The 17,655-nt window shown below is 63.5% G+C and carries 14 protein-coding genes and 1 pseudogene; 7 read left to right on the top strand and 8 right to left on the bottom strand.

Annotation, left to right across the window (positions count from 1 at the left end):
• Window positions 1–38 precede the first annotated feature (38 nt).
• Window positions 39–2,840, top strand: a complete 2,802-nt coding sequence (locus tag ACVOMM_RS10450; protein ID WP_481526200.1) for a TonB-dependent receptor — start codon at window positions 39–41, stop codon at window positions 2,838–2,840.
• 36 nt (window positions 2,841–2,876) lie between these two features.
• On the opposite strand, the gene ligD is transcribed toward ACVOMM_RS10450, so the two are convergent.
• From ligD to ACVOMM_RS10435, 3 genes are all read right to left on the bottom strand, one after another.
• Window positions 2,877–5,330, bottom strand: coding sequence for a DNA ligase D (gene ligD, locus ACVOMM_RS10445; protein ID WP_481526199.1), 2,454 nt, complete (start codon window positions 5,328–5,330; stop codon window positions 2,877–2,879).
• Between the two features lie 3 nt (window positions 5,331–5,333).
• Window positions 5,334–6,254 carry a non-homologous end joining protein Ku gene (ku, locus tag ACVOMM_RS10440; protein WP_180876210.1) on the bottom strand — a complete coding sequence of 307 codons (921 nt, stop codon included), beginning with the start codon at window positions 6,252–6,254 and terminating at the stop codon, window positions 5,334–5,336.
• Window positions 6,255–6,358: 104 nt separating this feature from the next.
• Complete coding sequence (locus ACVOMM_RS10435) at window positions 6,359–6,757, bottom strand: hypothetical protein (RefSeq protein WP_053516083.1); 399 nt, start codon at window positions 6,755–6,757, stop codon at window positions 6,359–6,361.
• A 145-nt stretch (window positions 6,758–6,902) separates the two neighbouring features.
• Here ACVOMM_RS10435 and ACVOMM_RS10430 point away from each other — a divergent pair, with 145 nt between their 5' ends.
• Window positions 6,903–7,247, top strand: a complete 345-nt coding sequence (locus ACVOMM_RS10430) for a hypothetical protein (protein ID WP_065182172.1) — start codon at window positions 6,903–6,905, stop codon at window positions 7,245–7,247.
• A gap of 25 nt (window positions 7,248–7,272) precedes the next feature.
• Here the strand turns inward: ACVOMM_RS10430 and ACVOMM_RS10425 are convergent, their stop codons facing one another.
• On the bottom strand, window positions 7,273–9,387 hold the full coding sequence (locus ACVOMM_RS10425; RefSeq protein WP_481526198.1) for a TonB-dependent receptor family protein: 2,115 nt from the start codon (window positions 9,385–9,387) through the stop codon (window positions 7,273–7,275).
• Between the two features lie 171 nt (window positions 9,388–9,558).
• Here ACVOMM_RS10425 and ACVOMM_RS10420 point away from each other — a divergent pair, with 171 nt between their 5' ends.
• The 4 genes and pseudogenes from ACVOMM_RS10420 to ACVOMM_RS10405 all read left to right on the top strand — a co-directional run.
• Entirely contained in the window at window positions 9,559–10,761 is a 1,203-nt protein-coding gene (locus ACVOMM_RS10420; RefSeq protein ID WP_053516086.1) for an amino acid aminotransferase, read from the top strand.
• Between the two features lie 241 nt (window positions 10,762–11,002).
• Window positions 11,003–12,019 (top strand): class 1 fructose-bisphosphatase, encoded by a 1,017-nt coding sequence (locus tag ACVOMM_RS10415; protein WP_053516088.1) that lies wholly within the window; start codon window positions 11,003–11,005, stop codon window positions 12,017–12,019.
• Window positions 12,020–12,126: 107 nt separating this feature from the next.
• Entirely contained in the window at window positions 12,127–12,837 is a 711-nt protein-coding gene (locus ACVOMM_RS10410; protein WP_074902476.1) for a 2OG-Fe(II) oxygenase, read from the top strand.
• Between the two features lie 573 nt (window positions 12,838–13,410).
• A pseudogene (locus ACVOMM_RS10405) lies at window positions 13,411–13,509 on the top strand (transposase); the annotation flags it as partial.
• Between the two features lie 34 nt (window positions 13,510–13,543).
• On the opposite strand, the gene ACVOMM_RS10400 reads toward ACVOMM_RS10405, so the two are convergent.
• The 4 genes from ACVOMM_RS10400 to ACVOMM_RS10385 form a co-directional block, all read right to left on the bottom strand.
• On the bottom strand, window positions 13,544–14,137 hold the full coding sequence (locus ACVOMM_RS10400; protein ID WP_481526204.1) for a hypothetical protein: 594 nt from the start codon (window positions 14,135–14,137) through the stop codon (window positions 13,544–13,546).
• Window positions 14,134–15,093 (bottom strand): RHS repeat-associated core domain-containing protein, encoded by a 960-nt coding sequence (locus tag ACVOMM_RS10395; RefSeq protein WP_481526197.1) that lies wholly within the window; start codon window positions 15,091–15,093, stop codon window positions 14,134–14,136. Before ACVOMM_RS10395 ends, ACVOMM_RS10400 begins: the two co-directional genes overlap by 4 nt.
• A gap of 44 nt (window positions 15,094–15,137) precedes the next feature.
• Window positions 15,138–15,434: a hypothetical protein gene (locus tag ACVOMM_RS10390; RefSeq protein ID WP_460256141.1), complete on the bottom strand. Its 297-nt coding sequence runs from the start codon at window positions 15,432–15,434 to the stop codon at window positions 15,138–15,140.
• 874 nt (window positions 15,435–16,308) lie between these two features.
• Window positions 16,309–16,782, bottom strand: coding sequence for a hypothetical protein (locus tag ACVOMM_RS10385; protein ID WP_461289122.1), 474 nt, complete (start codon window positions 16,780–16,782; stop codon window positions 16,309–16,311).
• 188 nt (window positions 16,783–16,970) lie between these two features.
• Here ACVOMM_RS10385 and ACVOMM_RS10380 point away from each other — a divergent pair, with 188 nt between their 5' ends.
• Window positions 16,971–17,120 carry a hypothetical protein gene (locus ACVOMM_RS10380; protein WP_155760128.1) on the top strand — a complete coding sequence of 50 codons (150 nt, stop codon included), beginning with the start codon at window positions 16,971–16,973 and terminating at the stop codon, window positions 17,118–17,120.
• Window positions 17,121–17,655: the final 535 nt, after the last annotated feature.

Genomic DNA, 17,655 nt, shown 5'->3' with positions numbered 1-17,655 from the left:
GCGGCGTAAGACACCACAGGGAACCGGGGAATCATCCGATGCGTTACCAGACCCGGGAGGCCGCCGCCGCGGCCCCCCAAGCGAAGCTGTTGTCCCGCGCCGTGCATGCGGTGCTGATCGGCGGCCTGGCCGTGCTGCCCGTCGAAGCGATGGCCGAGGAGGCGATCGATGGCGATACCCGCCAACAGCTGCAGCAGCTGGACACGGTCACCGTGACCGGCAGCTATGCACGGAGCCTGGAGCGCGCGGTCGACCTGAAGCGCGCCAACATCGGCTTCTCCGACTCGATCGTCGCCACCGACGTGGCCGATTTTCCCGAGCAGAATCTCGCCGAAGCGCTGCAGCGCATGCCGGGCGTCACCATCGAACGCAACAAGGGCCTGGGCAGCAGGGTCAGCGTGCGCGGCCTGCCCAGCGAGTTCACCCTGGTCTCGATCAACAACCTGGCGACGGCGTCCGGCAGTGGCGGACGCGACGTGCAGTTCGACATCTTCGCCTCGGACGTGGTGCAGACGGTGACCGTGCAGAAGTCGCCGACCGCCGCCGATGAGGAAGGCGGCATCGCCGGCTCGGTCTACATCGAAACGGCCAAGCCATTCGACTTCCCCGAGCCGAAGTTCAGTGCGTCGGCCGAAGCTTCGCACAACTCGATCAACGGCAAGATCGATCCGAAGATCTCCTTCCTCGCCAGTGACACCTGGGGCAACTGGGGCGGCCTGGTGTCGTTCTCCAAGGCCAAGCGCACCAACCGCACCGACTCCAACTCAGGCATCAACTTCCGTCCCATGGGCCGCTTCCTGGAGGCCTCCGGCACACGCGGATCGCAGGCCGCGGCGGTGCTGGCGCGCGATGCCGGCATCGTCGTCAGCAACCGGATGGACAAGGATGAAACCAGCCGGATTGTCTTCCAGGACAAGGTCGGCGACCGCGTCTACCTCAACGAGCAGGACCAGTGGGGCGCCACCGCCTCGCTGCAGTTCAAGCCCAGCGACACGTTCTCGCTCAGCTTCGACGCCATGCTCGGCGGCTACGACACACACGAGGACGAGTACGATGCCGCAGCGTACTCGGCCTCCAGCCGCAGCACGCTGGACACCATCCACGACTACGACCGTGACACGCTGTCGGCCTACGGCATCACCGTGCTGAAGGACGTGTCCTACACCGCCACCCAGCACGAAATCCTGAGCAAGGAACGCAACGCCAATACCGACTACCGTCAGTTCAGCAGCACGCTGGACTGGAAGGTGGGCAACTGGGACATCGACGCGCTGGTCGGCTACTCCGGCGCACGCAAGGACTCGGACTACGCCAACCTCAAGCACGTGGCCTACGCGCCGTCGCGCACGCGCTGGACCCGCAACGGTGGCGAGACCGTGCCGAGCACAATCGGCGGTTTCGACATGTACAACGCCGTGGACAAGTACCTGTTCGAAGCGTACGAGACCGAGCTGGAGAAGGTGAAGGATGACAAGTACGCCGCGCAGCTCGACCTGAGGCGGCAGATGAACCTGGCCTTCTTCCCGGCACTGAGCGGCGTGCAGTTCGGCGCGCGCTACACCGACAAGACCAAGGAACGCGCGTTCGGCAGCGGCAAGATCCAGGGCCCGGCCGCCGGCAGCGCCGCGTGGGTCAATACGCGCACGCTGGCCGACAGCAACCCGGTGTGGATCAGCCAGCTGGCACCGGGTGGTGCGTATCGCCCGAGCGACCTGGACTGGCAGCAGGTTTCCAACGCCTATGGGCGCGCTACGTTCCGCTACCCGGGCTATGAAACCCCGATCGATCCGGGCCAGTACTACGAGGTGAAGGAGAAGACCCTGGCCCTGTATGCCATGGCCGATCTCTACTTCGACATCGGTCAGGTACCGGTGTACGCCAACCTCGGCGTGCGTTCGATCGACACCGACGTCGATTCGTCCGGCTTCCATCCGGTGCAGAACGCCGATGGCAGCAACGGCTACACGCCGACGCCGATTTCGAGCAGCGGCGACTACAGCAGGATCCTGCCCAGCTTCAACATGACCGCCGAGATCGCCGACGGCCTGGTGCTGCGCGGTGCTGCCTCGGAAACACTGATGCGTCCGTCGCTGACCGACATTGCCTACCGCCGCACCGTCAGCTGGAGCAGCTTCCGCTTCATGGACGGCAACCCGGCACTGAAGCCGACCACCGCCAGGCAGTGGGAAGTGGGCCTGGAAAAGTACCTGCAGAACGGTGGCCTGCTGGCCGCGTCGTACTTCTCCAAGAAGATCGACGGCGTGGTGCGGCAGTCGTTGACCGGCATCGTGCCGAACGTGGAGAAGCTCAACGCCAACGGTTCGCTGGACGGCTACTACGACTTCGAGGTCTACCAGCCGGTCAACGCCGACGGTTCCTACAAGGTCACCGGCGTGGAGTTGGTCGCGCAGCTGCCGCTGTCGATGCTGCACCCGGCACTGGAGGGCTGGGGCATCAATGCCAACTACACCCAGCTGGACAACTCACTCACCGGTGCGTCCGACCTGGACATCCCGACGCCGCCGGAAGGCCTGGCCGAGAAGGCGTACAACCTCACCCTGTACTACGAGAACGACCGCTTCAGCGCGCGCGCCTCGTACAACTACAAGGACAAGTACGTCGAGTACATCCATCTGAACATGTATCCGGTTTACCGCGATGCCTATGGCCAGCTCGATGCCTCTATCGGGTTCCGCCTCACCGACACCTGGAAGCTGAACCTGGAGGCGATCAATCTGCTCGACGAGAAGACCACCGGCTACACCATCGACAAGGCCTTCCCGACCCAGTACGAGTTCTCCGGCCGTCGCATCACCTTCGGCATCCGCGCGGACTTCTGAGCCCGCCGCTGCAGGGCCGTGGCCAATGCCCCGGCCCTACAGATCGAGCGACGGCAGGGTCTGCTTCACCGCATCGATGCCCTGCCACGGATCGGCCTTCAGGCGCTTGGCCCGTGCCAGCGCCTTGTCGAGCGGGAAGGCGTCGGCCGCCTTGATCCGCGCAAGCTCTTCCCAGCGCAGCGGCACCGCCACGCCCGCACTTTCGCGGGCGCGCAGCGACCAGGAGCAGACGCTGGTCGCGCCACGCGTATTGCGCAACCAATCGATGAAGATCACACCGCCGCGCTTGGCCTTGCTCATCGTTGCCACATAGCGTTCGGGCGCCTGCTGTGCCATCGCCTGCGCGAAGGCCTCGCAGAATGCCTTGGCCTGTTCCCAGTCGGCGGCGGGCTGCAGGGGGACCACCACATGCACGCCCTTGCCGCCGGACAGCCGCACGAAACTGCGCAGGCCGATCTCCTGCAACCGGTCGCGCACGTCGCGCGCGCCGGCCTTGACCTCGTTCCAGCCGACGCCCTCACCGGGGTCCAGATCGAATACCAGCCGGTCTGGATGTTCGGGATCGGCAACCGTGGCGCCCCAGGGATGCAGCTCGAGCGTGTTCATCTGCACCAGCTGCAGCAGGCCGCGTACATCGTCGATGTAGACGTAGTCCTCGCGACCGCTCTTCTGCTGCAGGGGGACCGCATGCACGGCGTCGCCCAGGCCCGGGCCGTGGTGCTTCTGGAAGAAGCAGGCCTTGCCCGCGCCATCAGGGCAGCGCAGCAGCGAAAGGGGCCTGCCCACGATCCCGGGCAGGATCCAGCGCGCCATCTGCCGGTAGTAGTCGGCCACGTCGCCCTTGCGGATCTTCTTCTTCGCGAAGACCACACGCTCAGGGTGACTGATGGCAACCGCGTCGTCGCTGCTCGTGGTCTTTGCAGGCATCGCCAGATCCTCGCCGCTCTTGTCGCTGCGCAGCCGCTTGAAGCTGGCCTGTCGCAGCAGCCCCTCCTTGCCCCAGCCACGGAAGGCCACTTCCGCCACCCTCACTGGCTTCACCCAGTGCACGCTGGCGGCGCGGAACGGGACGTGGGCGGGCAGCGCCACCGCAGCGTCCTCCACCGCCAACGGCTTCAGCGTCCGCGCCAGCGCGCGCAGGCTGTCATCGTCGAAGCCGGTGCCGACGCGACCCACGTAGCGCAGGCCGTCCTTGTCGGGAGTTGCCAGCAGCAGCGATCCGAACCCCACGCGCGAGCCCTTCGGCGCGGTATGGCCGACGATCAGGAACTCATCGGTGTCCTCATGCTTGACCTTCACCCAGCTGCGCGCACGCACGTTGACGTAGGGCGCGTCCACCTGCTTGCTGACGATGCCCTCATACCCGGCCTTACCACTGGCGGCGAAGACCTGCGGCCCATGGCCGAGGACGTGATCGCTGAACGCCAGCGTTCCGGGCGCGTCGCCGATCAACGCCTTGAGCAGCGTCTTGCGCTCAAGCAGCGGTGCCGCGCTGATGTCCACTCCCGCCACGCCGGGCAGGTCGAAGAGAAGGTAGCGTAGCGGCATCTTCGAGCTGCCATCGATGACCCGCTGCAGGGCGGCGAAATCGCTGCGCCCCTTCTCGTCGAGCACTACCAGTTCACCGTCCAGGCGCGCGTCATCAACCGGCAGCGCCTGCACGGCCTGCACGACTTCAGGGAAGTCCCCGGTCCAGTCCAGCCCGTTGCGCGAGCGGAGCTTCACTTCACCGCCGTGCAGATCGGCCAGCAGGCGATAGCCATCCCACTTGATCTCGTGCAGCCAGCGATCGCCATCGGGCGCGGCATCGCGGTGGTCGGTCAGTTGTGGTTTGAATGCACGCGGATACGGGCGGTCGCGGGCGCCCTGCAGTTTCAGCGCGCGCGCGTGCCAGCGCGACTCCGCCTTGCGTGTCTTCCTGTCCGTCATCTTCTTCGCGCTCCCGGGGTGTTCACGCAATGGCGCGTGCAGCAGGTCGTCGGCCTCTGCGTCGCGGGCCTCGCTGTCCTCGCGCTTGATCAACAGCCACTGCACCTGGCGTCCCTTCATCGCGGTCCGCACCAGTTTCCATCCCCCGGCCAGCCGCTGGCCATGCAGGACGAAATCGATCTTGCCCGCTGCCAGCGCCTGCAGTGGATCACCCGCGCATGCCCAGGTGCCGTGGTCGAAGACCTCCACGTGACCGGCACCGTAGTGGCCCTCGGGAATATCGCCCTGGAAGCCGGCATAGGACAGGGGATGATCTTCCACTTCCACCGCCAGCCGCTTCTCGCCAACGCGCAGCGATGGCCCTTTGGGCACCGCCCAGCTCTTGAGCACGCCGTCCATTTCGAGGCGGAAATCGAAATGGCGCGAACTGGCGTGGTGCAGCTGGATGACGAAGATCGGCCGCCGCTTCGGATCACCCGGCGCCGGCTGGTCGTCCGGTTCCGGCGTCTGCCCGTTGCCGCCGCCGAGCCGACGCTTGCGCCGGTACTGATGCAGCGACATGGATCACCCTGCCTTGCGCCGTGGCGCGGCCTTCTTCGCTGCCTTCTTCGCGGTCTTCCTGCCTGTCTTGCCGGCCGCCTTCTTCGCCGGCGCCTTGCGCACGGTCGTCTTGCTCGCGGGGGTTCGCTTGTTCGCATCCAGGCTCTTCTGCAACAGGGCCATGAAATCGACCACGTTGGTGGTGGCGTCCTCGCGCGGTGCAGGCTCTTCGTCCACCCGGGTGGTGCCCCCCTTGGCCTTGATCCGTTTGTTGAGCACCTGCTGCAGGCGCTCGCGGAACTCGTCGTGATACTGCGACGGATCCCAGTCGCCAGCCATCGACTCGATCAGCTGCTCGGCCATCGCCGTTTCCTTGCCGGTGATGCGGTACTCGGACAGGGTGCCGGTGGGCAGCTTGAGGTCCTCCGGATCGACAAGCTCCTGCGGATAGCGGAGGATCATCAGCACCAGGGCGTGCTCGTGCGGCATCACCGCGCAAAGATACTCGCGGGTACGCACGACCACCCGTGCAATGCCGACCTTGCCGGTGCTGCGCAGCGTCTCGCGCAGCAGTACATAGCCCTTCTCGGCCTTCTTGCCCGGCACCAGCAGATAGGGCTTTTCGTAGTAGCGCGGATCGATCTGCGCCGCGTCCACGAAGGTCTCCACCTCCACGGTCTCATGGCTTTCGGGCGCCGCTGATCGGATGTCGCCTTCCTCCAGCACGACATAACTGCCCTTGTCGTACTCGTAGGCTTTGACGATGTCCTTCCACGGAACTTCCTCACCGGTATCGGCGTTGACCCGTTCGAAGCGGATCGGTTTGCGGTCGCGCGAATCGAGCATGCGGAACTGCAGATCGACCTTGCGTTCGCCGGACATCAGCGACACCGGCACGTTGAGCAGGCCGAAGGAGAGTGTTCCGGTCCAGATCGGGCGGGCCATGCGCGCACCTGTGCTTGAGCAGGACCGTCAGCTTCCGGTGCCGGGTGTAAACCACCCGTGTCGATGCCGTGCACGCCGGGTCGGCGCGCAGCATCCCGGCCAGGTCACTGCAGCAGGGGTCTTACCGCCGCTGCCGGAATATGATCCAGCGCGCGCCATGCGTCTTCCACCACCGGCCGCGCCTGCGACCAGCCCAGCCGCGACTGCCCTCGCATCTGTTCCCAATGCTCGGCCAGCTCCTCGCAGGTATCGGCCGCATCCCCACGCGGCCAGTCCGCCGCATGTGTGGTCAGTGCGAAGGCATACACCGGGCACAGGTCACGCCAGTTGCGATGACCGTGACCACGGCGTTCCTCGTAATCGCTGAGCATGTACTGGAGGTAATCCTGGGCCACGGCCTGCGGATCTTCGTGGCGACGCGTCCGGCGCTGCGCGGTGCGCTGGCCGAGCGGATCGAGCAGGGCGTTGAACACGGACGGGGCGGGGCGTTCCAGGCGGGGCATGACCGGCTCCTGCAGCGGGTCGGGTGGGCAGGAGTACCGGCGGCAGCGTTATCCAGCCGTGACAGAGATGTTCATGACGCAGGGTTCGCGGTGCCTTTACCTCGGTGGAGGTGTAGTGGTCCTCCCCATGCCCAGGTACCTGATCATGAGCCGAGAGACCTCCCGAGACCCGCTCCGCGAGAACCGTGCGCCAATTCCCGGCGAGCAGCGCGGCAAGCACGACAACGATGATGCCGACTTCCGTGGCACGGGCGCGCCCTTCTTCGACGCCGCACAGTCCGGCGAGCATCTGCCGGTGAAGCGCGAGGCTGAACAGGCCGCGCTGGACCGCAAGGACGGCGGCGACCGCCATCGGGGAGGGCAGGAGAGCCCGCTCAAGCGACGCGAACGCAAGCAGCACGCCAGCGACAACCAGGACGAGGCGCTGGAGGAAACGTTCCCGGCCAGCGACCCGACCTCACCGTTCGTGCCGGCCAAGGCGCCCGACTGACGGCCCGCAGGCGCCGCCGGTCAGGTCAGCGCCATGACCACTGCAGGCCGACACTGGCACGGCGGCCCGGGCCGGGCTCGTAGTAGCGGCCATTGCCATCGTTGACGATGACCGAGCCGATGTAGGCCTGGTCAAGCACGTTCTCCAGCCGGGCGAAGGCACGCAGCTCGCCTCCGGGCAGCCGCCACTGGCGGCCCCCTTCCAGATGCAGCAGGGCGTAACCCGGCGCGCGTTCGTCGGCCAGGTCGTTCACCACGGTATCGCTGCTCGCGGTGGCTTCCACCGCCCACTGCCAGTCCGCGGGGGTCCACTGCAGGCGGGCAAAGGCCTGCTGGCGCGGAACACCTGGCAGGCGGCTGCCGGCATCCACGCGGGTATCGGGCACACGGCAGCCACTGCCGGCACAGGTCAGATACGGCGACCGCACCTGTGCCTGCAGCCAGGTCCAGGCCAACTGCAGTTCCAGCTGCTCGGCCAGCGGCTGCCGGTACTGCAGTTCGATGCCCTGGCGCCGTGTACGGCCGATGTTGCGGTAGGTGCTGCGGCCACCGATATTGCTGGCAACGGCCAGCTCGTCGTCGGTATCTGCGCGGAACAGGCTTGCATCCAGCTGCATTCCATCCTGTGCATGCCATTTGCTGCCGATCTCCAGCGTGCGGCTGCGCGCCGCCGCCAGATCCAGCGCCAGCCCGGCCTGGCCGTCGGCGCGATAGCCCAGTTCATTGAAGGTCGGTGTCTCGAAGCCACGGCCCACGGCGGCATGCAGGCGCCACTGCGGGTGGGCTTCAAAGCTGATCCCGGCCACGGGTGTGGTGGCCCGGTAGCGGCGGTGGCCGCTGTCGTCCGGATTGCGGTCGGTGATGTAGCGGTCGTCCGATTCGAAGCGCACGGCACTGTGCCGCACGCCGGCCAGCAGCGACCAGCGCGGACTCCACTGCCACCAGGCCTGGGCGAACTGGTCCACGTTCTGCACGATGTCGATCTGGTCGCGGCGCAGGCGCCCGCGCACGTCCAGTGCGCTGCCGACGAAGTTCTCGTAGCCGGTGCGCTGCTGGCGCTGGCGGTCCGCGCTGACCCCGGCGACTAGGTCCAGCGGTCGGTCGGCCACCTCGCCCTGCCAGCTCCAGCGCGCGTCCAGGCCGCCATAGCCACTGTCCAGGTCGATCACACCGCCGGCATGCAACGGGTTGGCCTGGGCCGTCGGCGGGATCGCCAGATACTGGGTGACCGAGCGCTGGCCGGCATAGCCCATCAGCTGCCACCGCTGCGCGCCGGCCTCGCGGCTCCAGCGCAGGCCGGCCTGCTGCTGGCGCACTGATTTGCGGGTGTTGTACTGATGAGCGACGGCGGTGGCCTGGCGCGGGTCGGCCGCGACCTGCGCGCGGGTCAGACCCAGCGGATCCTGCGCATCGGGCGCATCCAGCGCGTTGAGCAGCAGCTCCAGCCGCCCGCCTGCCAGTTCGCCGCCGACGCGGGCGTTGAGCGATTCGCGCCGGGCACGGCTGTGGTCGCGCCAGCCATCGGTACTGAAGTGGTTGGCCGCGATGTTGTAGTCCAGCACTTGACCCGCGCCGCGCAGCTGCGCACCCACGCTCAGGGTCGTGTCCGCGCCCGCGCTGAGCCGCAGCCGCCACGGGTCGCCCGCCCGGCCCTGCGCGCTCCACACCTGCAGCACGCCACCGGAGGAATTGCCGTACAGCGCCGAGAAGGGTCCACGCAGCACCTCCACGCGTTCGGCACCCAGCAGGCTGGCGTGCGACAGCTGGCCCTGCCCATCGGGCATGGTCGCCGGCACACCGTCGATCAGCACGCGTACCCCGCGCACGCCGAACGTCGAGCGGGCGCCAAAGCCCCGGATCGACAGCTGGGTGTCCTGCGCGAAGTTCTGCCGGTCGCGGGCCAGCAGGCCCGGCACCCCGCCCAATGCTTCGGACAGCTGCGCCCCGGTGCCGGCGCGGTCAGCATCGATCCAGACCGTGTCCTGGCTGGCGGGCAGGGCGAACGGATCGATCCCCTGCACACGGGCTGCCTGCACCTGCACCGGGGGCAGGGCGGTCGTGGACGGCTCCGCCATCGCGACCAGCGGCGACAGCAGCAGGGCAGACAGGGGCAGGCGATTGCGGCGTGCGGGAGGATTCATGATTCAGCTTGATGGATCGGTCGGCAACGCACGCCATGGTACGGGGCCGCGGATGACGATGGTGGCGGCCAGCCCCGGCAGGCTTTGTTACGATGGGCCGTTTTCGGCCGAAATGCCGCAAGCCGCGTGGCGCAATTCCTCCCCCTTTCCGTCTACCGAACGAGTACCGCCGTGTCCTTCTTTGCAAACGTGGAACTGGTCCCAGGCGACCCGATCCTGGGCCTGACCGAGGCATACAACGCCGACAGCCGCCCGACCAAGGTCAACCTGGGTGTGGGCATCTACTACGACGAGAGCGGCCGCATTCCGCTGCTGCGCGCCGTCAAGCAGATCGAGCAGCAGCTCGCCGCCGAAGCCAAACCGCGCGGCTACCTGCCGATCGACGGCCTTCCGGCGTACACGCAGGCGACGCGTGAGCTGGTGTTCGGCAAGGATTCGCCGCTGCTGGCCGCAGGCCGCGTCACCACCGCACAGACCGTCGGTGGCAGCGGTGCGCTGCGCGTCGGCGCCGACGTGCTCAAGAAGCTGCTGCCGCACGCCACCGTCGCGCTGAGCAACCCGAGCTGGGAAAACCACCGCGCGGTGTTCAGTGCCGCCGGCTTCGAGGTAGTGGATTACACCTATTTCGATCCCGCGACCCACGGTGTCGACTTCGACGGCATGCTGGCCGACCTGCAGAAGCTGCAGCCGGGCAGCGTGGTGCTGCTGCACGCCTGCTGCCACAACCCGACCGGTGCCGACCTCACGGTCACGCAGTGGACGCAGGTCGCGCAGCTGCTCAAGGACCGCCAGCTGTTCCCCTTCATCGACATGGCCTACCAGGGCTTCGACAAGGGCATCGAGCAGGATGGCGCCGCCGTGCGCATCATCGCCGAAGCCGGCATCGACAGCTTCATCGTCGCCAACTCGTACTCCAAGTCGTTCTCGCTGTATGGCGAGCGCGTGGGTGCACTGTCGATGGTGGCGCCGACCGCCGCCGACGCCAAGGCCGTGCAGTCGCAGGTCAAGCGCGTGATCCGCACCATCTACTCCAGCCCCTCCACCCACGGTGCAGCGCTGGTGGCCGGTGTACTGACCAACCCGGAACTGCGTGCGATGTGGGAGCAGGAGCTGACCGAGATGCGCGAACGCATCCACGCGCTGCGTCAGGGCCTGGTCGAGAAGCTGGCGGCCGCCGGCGCCCCGCAGTTCGGTTTCATCAACGAGCAGGCGGGCATGTTCTCCTACTCCGGCCTGAGCCGCGAGCAGGTCGAGCGCCTGCGCGACGAGTTCGGCATCTACGCCGTCGGTACTGGCCGCATCTGCGTGGCTGCGCTGAACCAGAACAACCTGGAGTATGTCGCCAAGGCCGTGGCCACCGTGGCCAAGGGCTGAACCCACGCTCCAGTGGCTTGAAGACAAAGGCGCCGGAAGGCGCCTTTGTTTTTGCACCTGCTTTGCCTTTGCCACACCCTCCGCGCTCGCGGCGAACCCTGAAGCGCGTGGGAAGGGGAGGCGATGCAGGATGGCCACGCGCGCAACGCATCTGGAAACGATTACGCCTTCCCGCGCTCACGCACGCAGCGGCCAGACGGGCGACAATAGGCGTTTTCCCGCTGCCGAGACCTGTCCGCCCATGTCCCGTACCTCGTTGACCCGCTTCCTGATCCAGGAACAGCACGCCGGCCGCATCAATGCCGACCTGCGTCAGCTGATCGCGGTCGTCGCCCGCGCCTGCACCAGCATCTCCATCGCCGTCAGCAAGGGCGCCCTCGGCGGCGTGCTCGGCGACGCCGGTACCGGCAACGTGCAGGGCGAGGCGCAGAAGAAGCTGGATGTCATCAGCAACGAGATCCTGCTCGAAGCCAACGCCTGGGGTGGCCACCTCGCCGCCTGCGCCTCGGAGGAAATGGACCACAGCCAGCCGGTGCCGGACATCTACCCGCGTGGCGATTTCCTGCTGCTGTTCGATCCCCTCGATGGCAGCTCCAACATCGACGTCAACGTCTCCGTCGGCACCATCTTCTCGGTGCTGCGCTGCCCGACCAACGTCGAACTGCCGGGCGATGACGCGTTCCTGCAGCCGGGCAGCAAGCAGATCGCGGCCGGCTACTGCATCTACGGGCCGAGCACCCAGCTGGTGCTCACCGTGGGCCACGGAACGCATGCCTTCACCCTGGATCGCGAGAAGGGCGAGTTCGTGCTGACCACCGAGAACATGCAGATTCCGGCGGCCACCCAGGAATTCGCCATCAACATGTCCAACCAGCGCCACTGGGAAGCACCGATGCAGGCCTATGTCGGCGATCTGCTGGCCGGCAAGGAAGGTGCGCGTGGCAAGAACTTCAACATGCGCTGGATCGCCAGCATGGTGGCCGATGTGCATCGCATCCTGACGCGCGGTGGCATCTTCATCTATCCGTGGGACCGGAAGGATCCGTCCAAGGCCGGCAAGCTGCGCCTGATGTACGAAGCCAACCCGATGGGCCTGCTGGTCGAGCAGGCCGGCGGTGCCGCCTGGACCGGCCGCGAGCGCATCCTCGACATCCAGCCCGACCAGCTGCACCAGCGCGTGCCGGTGTTTCTCGGCTCGCGCGAGGAAGTGGCCGAGGCGGTGCGCTACCACCACCAGCACGACGCCGCACAGGCCTGAGCGGCGCGCTGCGGCCACGCTCATGGCAGTTCGATGACATGACCGTGGGGTGACACCGACGGCGGCAAACGGCACCATCAAGCCCTTGCCGCCGAAGGAATGCACGCATGCACGAGCAGGGCCCGGTCGATTTCATCGAAGTCATCCACAACGCGGTGCCCACGGAGGTCTGTGCTGCCATCGTCGAGCGCCTGCGTGCCACCCGCGGCCTGATGCCAGGTGCCGTCGGCAGCGGCGTGTTCCCGGAACTCAAGCACAGCAAGGACCTGCGCATCAGTGGCCTGGAGGGCTGGCAGGACGTCGACGTACAGCTGCAGCAGGCCGTGTTCAAGGGCCTGCTGACTTATCTACGCCGTTATCCACAGGCGCTGATCGCACCGTTGATGTTGCAGATCCAGGACAGCGACGGTCAGCCGCGACGCCTGTCGGCCGAGGACTTCCCCGACATGCCGGAGCAGCAGCTGGCCGACCTGGCGCGCACCTGCCTGCGCCCGGGCGCTATCAACCTGCAGTGGTATGCCGCAGGCGAAGGCGGTTACCCGTACTGGCACTGCGAGCTGTACCCGAAGGATGCGCAGGCCGAAACGCTGCACCGGCATGTACTGTGGACGCTGTACCTCAACGATGGATTCGACGAAGGCGAAACCGAGTTCCTGTTCCAGGGCCGCAAGATCGCACCGCGTACCGGCAGCCTGCTGATCGCCCCGACCGCCTTCACCCACACCCATCGCGGCAATCGGCCGCAGGGCGGCGACAAGTTCATCGCGACGAGCTGGATCCTGTTCCAGAGTGCGCAGAAGTTGTTTGGGGGTGGGTGAGGCATCACGGACATCGCCGGATAGGTTCTGGCAGGTCGGTGGTCCTGCCAGCGCCTGCTGGAGAGCCGTCGAGCAATACATCCGGTACGCGGCGTAAGGAAAAGGCGACACAGCGGACGACTGACATCAGCGTCAACGATTGCCTTGTCGTCGAGAGCTTCCGAGCGAGCGCCGTCTATACAGAATGACGGCCGCCGCTACTCCGAATATCGCCATGCCAAGACCTACCATGTCCTTCTCTCCCCAGGCCTCGCCTGACAGAATTCTGCCAATAGTCACCACGAGGAAGTTCACCGGAAGCATCAATAGAAATGCCATGCCAAGCCAGAAAAGTGTTTTCATAATTTTTACTTTCCACAATCGCAGGGCGATGCAGGGTCCGTTACGTTATCTTTTATCCCTTTTGCGACTTCGTTCGCGTCCGACAACTTAGCATTTCCTCGTAGCATGTTCCGGATTCCTTTAGTCAGACCTGTGACTGAGTTGAAGTTTGACCCCCCCCCAGAAAACAGGGCCACCGTAAAGTAGAGACTTCGCCCCGCATGGGCCCCGTGGATCACGAGGAATCAGGCGATGAAGAAGTGCCGTTTCACCGAGGAGCAGATTGCGTACGCGCTCAAGCAGGTCGAGCTGTGCATGGCGGTTAGCGAGGTGTGTCGCAAGATGGGCATTGAGCCTACCCGGCCAATCAGCTACCCGACCTTGCCTACGGATAAAAAAAGCGCCAGATATCACCAGCGCCGCCTTGCCATGGACTCAGTTCTGTCAACGTGCGCTTGGCTAGCTTGCAGGTGAAATGAAGATCAAATTCCTTCTTCTCTCGTCTATAGGAATTTGCCGCGCCAATCATACCCGTAACTTCCACGACACCTTCGCGGCCAGGCAATGGATTTATGTCAACGGAAATTTCGTCGGAAGTCCAGGAGTCAGCTTTGTACGCAAATCCAGACCATCCACTCGAAAAATGTCCATTTTCCAAGCGAAGCTTCTTCATCCCTAGAGCGTCGGCACTACTCGGGTAACCCGTTATTTTCGTGAAATACTGCGAATCAGCAACGCCTTCCCTTTCGGAGAAGATTCTCAAGGATAGAACAGAGCTTGAGCCGGATCGGAGCTGGTGACCGGAATTCGCAGCCCACAAATTCGATTCGAACTCGTTCAACCCATCAAGAGATAACGTCACAATTTCTGCATCATCAACGATGATGCACTCGTGACTCTCACTCGCCCTGACGCCCCCTTGAGTTGTGCAGGATGCAACAAGAAGAACTAGCAACAGGATTCTAGCCAGCAAGATCATTGGTCACACCCGCACTGCGACTTCCGCCCTTTGTTGAAATCGTAGACTTGCTCACGTGCTCGCCGAGTTGCCTCAGGGCTAATATATCGATGATCGTAGCTGTTCGACTTCTCTTGCAACCCTATCGGGCGAGTGAAGTGCAGCCCTTCATGAATTATCGTGTCAAGCAAATTATAGACACCACTCCAATCAAGCACATCCAAGTACCTTTCGTTGAGGTGAATATATCCGTCACCTCCCCGCAGTTGTGCCTCCCCCTCAACGCCGCCGCGCGGTATATCGGCCTTTGGCGCACCGGCTCCAAACTTGATATCTGGATTCATCGTCTTTGCGAGGGCAAATGCAGCATCGATATCGCATTGCGTTAACCCGAATGGATCAATTCGGCTAACCGGATTCCCTCCGACATAGGCATACGTATTGATCCCACCCGCCAACCCAATCGGATCGCTCTGCACATAACGCCCAGCGCTCGCGTCATAGTCACGGAATCCGTTGTACCACAGCCCACTCTCGCCGTCGTAGTACTGCCCCGGGAAACCAATGTTGAGCCCACCGATGTCGTCCTTCAGGACGCTGCGAGCGTACGTATAGTTGTATGCCTTCCATACCACCTGCTGCGAGGCGTTGGTCGCATACGCCGGCCGCCCCAGATGGTCGTTGTGAACGAAGTTCACCGACCCGCTCCTGTCGATGCCAACCAGTTCACCACCGAACCACAGGTAGTTCGTCCAGGTGCTGCCTGTCTGTTCGGCCAGAAGCGCGTCTAGGCCGTTATCCACAGGCGCTGATCGCACCGTCCGGAGAGCCGTCGAGCAATACATGTCGCTGTTCCTGTTCGACTCCCAGTAGATCCTGCTATACAGCTTGACGATCCGCCCCCTGACGGTCAGCTCCACCGAGCGTGCCAAGCGGCCATCGCAGAACACCATATGACGTCCAATGGAACCATTCACAGGAGCGCGATACCGAGCCAAGGGAAGATCCTCATCTCAAACGCTCATTGGTCCGGATACATTGACTTGAACCAGTAGGCGGATCTGCTCCGCATCCATGAGCTGAACTCTTTAGCCTCCAGTTCCCGCAGCTGGCGCATGTCTATTCCATAGCGTTGGAACAGCGAGATCAGCTCCCTCATGCCGTCCTCATCCACAGCCGATGGATCAACAAAGACGTTGATCGTCCTGAGGAATCCTTCAACAGACACCACGCCTGAAATCTGGTTCAACCTGGAGAAGAATGCATCCTCGTCCAGGCGTGAATAGAACCTCAAAGATTCAATTTCCAGCTTCAGCATTTAATCAGCGCCTTCTTCCACAGGATAGATGTAGTCCTCATTGGGGGACTGAACGTCCCAATGAGGTCCACCGCAGGCTCCCCCTCCTAGACCAGAGGAAAGCCAGACATCTCCGGATTCCAACTGTGGCGTCGTAGACCACTTCGGCGTTTGGGCATTGGGCCTTCACTTCTAGGTCGAATGCCGAGTTCATGTCCAGAGCGCAAGGAGGGACCTTCGACAACGCGCAACATGAGGGCGCAGCGTGGCCGCAACGGCCCGGCGAGGACAACATCAGCCGGCGTGGATTCCGACGACAGCAGCTGCAACGGCTAAGAAGAAGCCCGGCACTTTTACGGAGCTTTTCGGAGCTACGTGCTTGGCGTGTGCGTTCGCCCATATCGCTCCGGTCGCCCGTCGGCGATGGGCACTTTAGCGTTCCGCGAATGGAAAAGCATGGTCGGAGTCCAAATGAGGCTGGCAAGGATGAGTGCTGCAGCTACCCATAGCCACTGTGCGGTCAAAATTCCCGCAACAAGGACAATACCAATGGGCGCCACAGAAACCAAAGCGATTACGTAGCAGATTGCATATCTAACGTGGCCCAGCTCCGAAACGATTTCGGTTCCGCAGCTACTGCATTCGGTCCTTACCTTCTTCTCGATCGAACGGCGAAGCGGAAAGCCCTGCCTCGGAGCACCACAACTGGGGCATGAAAATTTGAATGGGGATTTCAATTGCATATCTCCTCTCCCACTACAGCCGCAGCCGCCAATGCGCCAGAATTGTTGTGTGCTGCTTTGATTGCAGAAGCGCGCAGAAGTAGTTCGGTACTGGGTGAGACGTCACGGACAGCCCCGAATATGTTCTGGCAGGTCTGTGATTCTGCCATTGCCTACTGGAGAGCCGTCGAGCAATACATGTCGCTGTTCCTGTTCGACTCCCAGTAGATCCCGCCATACAGCTTGACGATCCGCCCCCTGACGGTCAGCTCCACCGAGCGTGCCAAGCGGCCATCGCAGAACACCATCAGGCGGTAGTCGGTCTGCTGTCTGTCCATTTTCACTTGCCACTTGTTCTCTGCTGCCTGCTTCAAGAAGAAGGCAGCGACCTGCTCTGGATCAGATTCGAGCTCAGCGTCGAAGACCACCGCCAGGAAGGTGACCTTCTGCAGCATCTGGACATCAGTCGGAGGGAATCCAGAAGGCAGCACGAACGTCCTGGCAGCCCCGCGCAACTCTGCTTCCGTTGGCTTCCCATTCCAATCTCCGCCTCCTATCGAACGGCCCATTGAGAGGTAGGTCGCACCTATCAGGACAGCCACCGCCACGTACAGCAGCGACCGGAAAAACGATTTGGTCTTTACCATCCACTTCCCCAACTGCCGTCTCTTTCCGAGATCGGAGATGACTCTGTTTTCCCTTACTTTTCCGCAGATAGAATCTTGCAGTTTGTCAGCGCAAGAATCGCGAAGAACGCCACCGTCATGCCAATGAGCTCAAACTGAATTGAGTCCGGATGACGCTTGCAGGCTTCAAACGCAGGAACGTCCTCCACATGATCAAGGCACTCTCTGACAAGACGGTAGAGCGACGACGCCCTACTGTAGAAATAGACCAAGGCGCCGACACTTGTAGCCCTCGCCGTCAAAAGAAAGATCTTTACAAACTTGGCATTATTCACATTTTTCTTCCAGATCCTGATTGATGTTTCTTCCATAGCTGGTGGTCGCAGCTTCCATGAATGCACCCTATTGTCACCGCGATCGGGGTCTCATCTGGTCCATCCCGCTTGCATCGGCAGCTTTTGTCTTTCCGAAAAATCGAGGTAGACCGAAAGTACAAACCGACAAGTCAGCCCCTGCTTCTGAGCGTTGCGTGCGTTGTCAGGACCAACATCTCGAACAGTGCGTAGATTGCCCCCAGTGTCGCCAGATAGCTCCATCCGCTTCCGACGTTTGGACCACAGTATTCCCCGGTGAGGCAGTTGAAGAGATGTCGCAGGATCTGCAGCGCACTCCAGAGGGCTGCGCTGGTAACAGCCAGCATCGATAAAAAGATCGCTCGATTCCTAGTCGCCTAGCTCCGTTTCATGGCTAGCCTCCAGCTCCAGCCATGAACGGAGCGGGAGAATACCTACTGCGCCAAGACCAACGAATCCCAGCAGATTGATGAGAGCGCTGAATAGCAAATTGCTCATTTTTTCTCCATGCAGTTAACGCAGTAGCATGGGCCGCATCTGG

It is taken from the genome of Stenotrophomonas sp. STEN009, from assembly GCF_056760395.1.
This window is presented reverse-complemented; position numbering and strand designations above follow the sequence as displayed.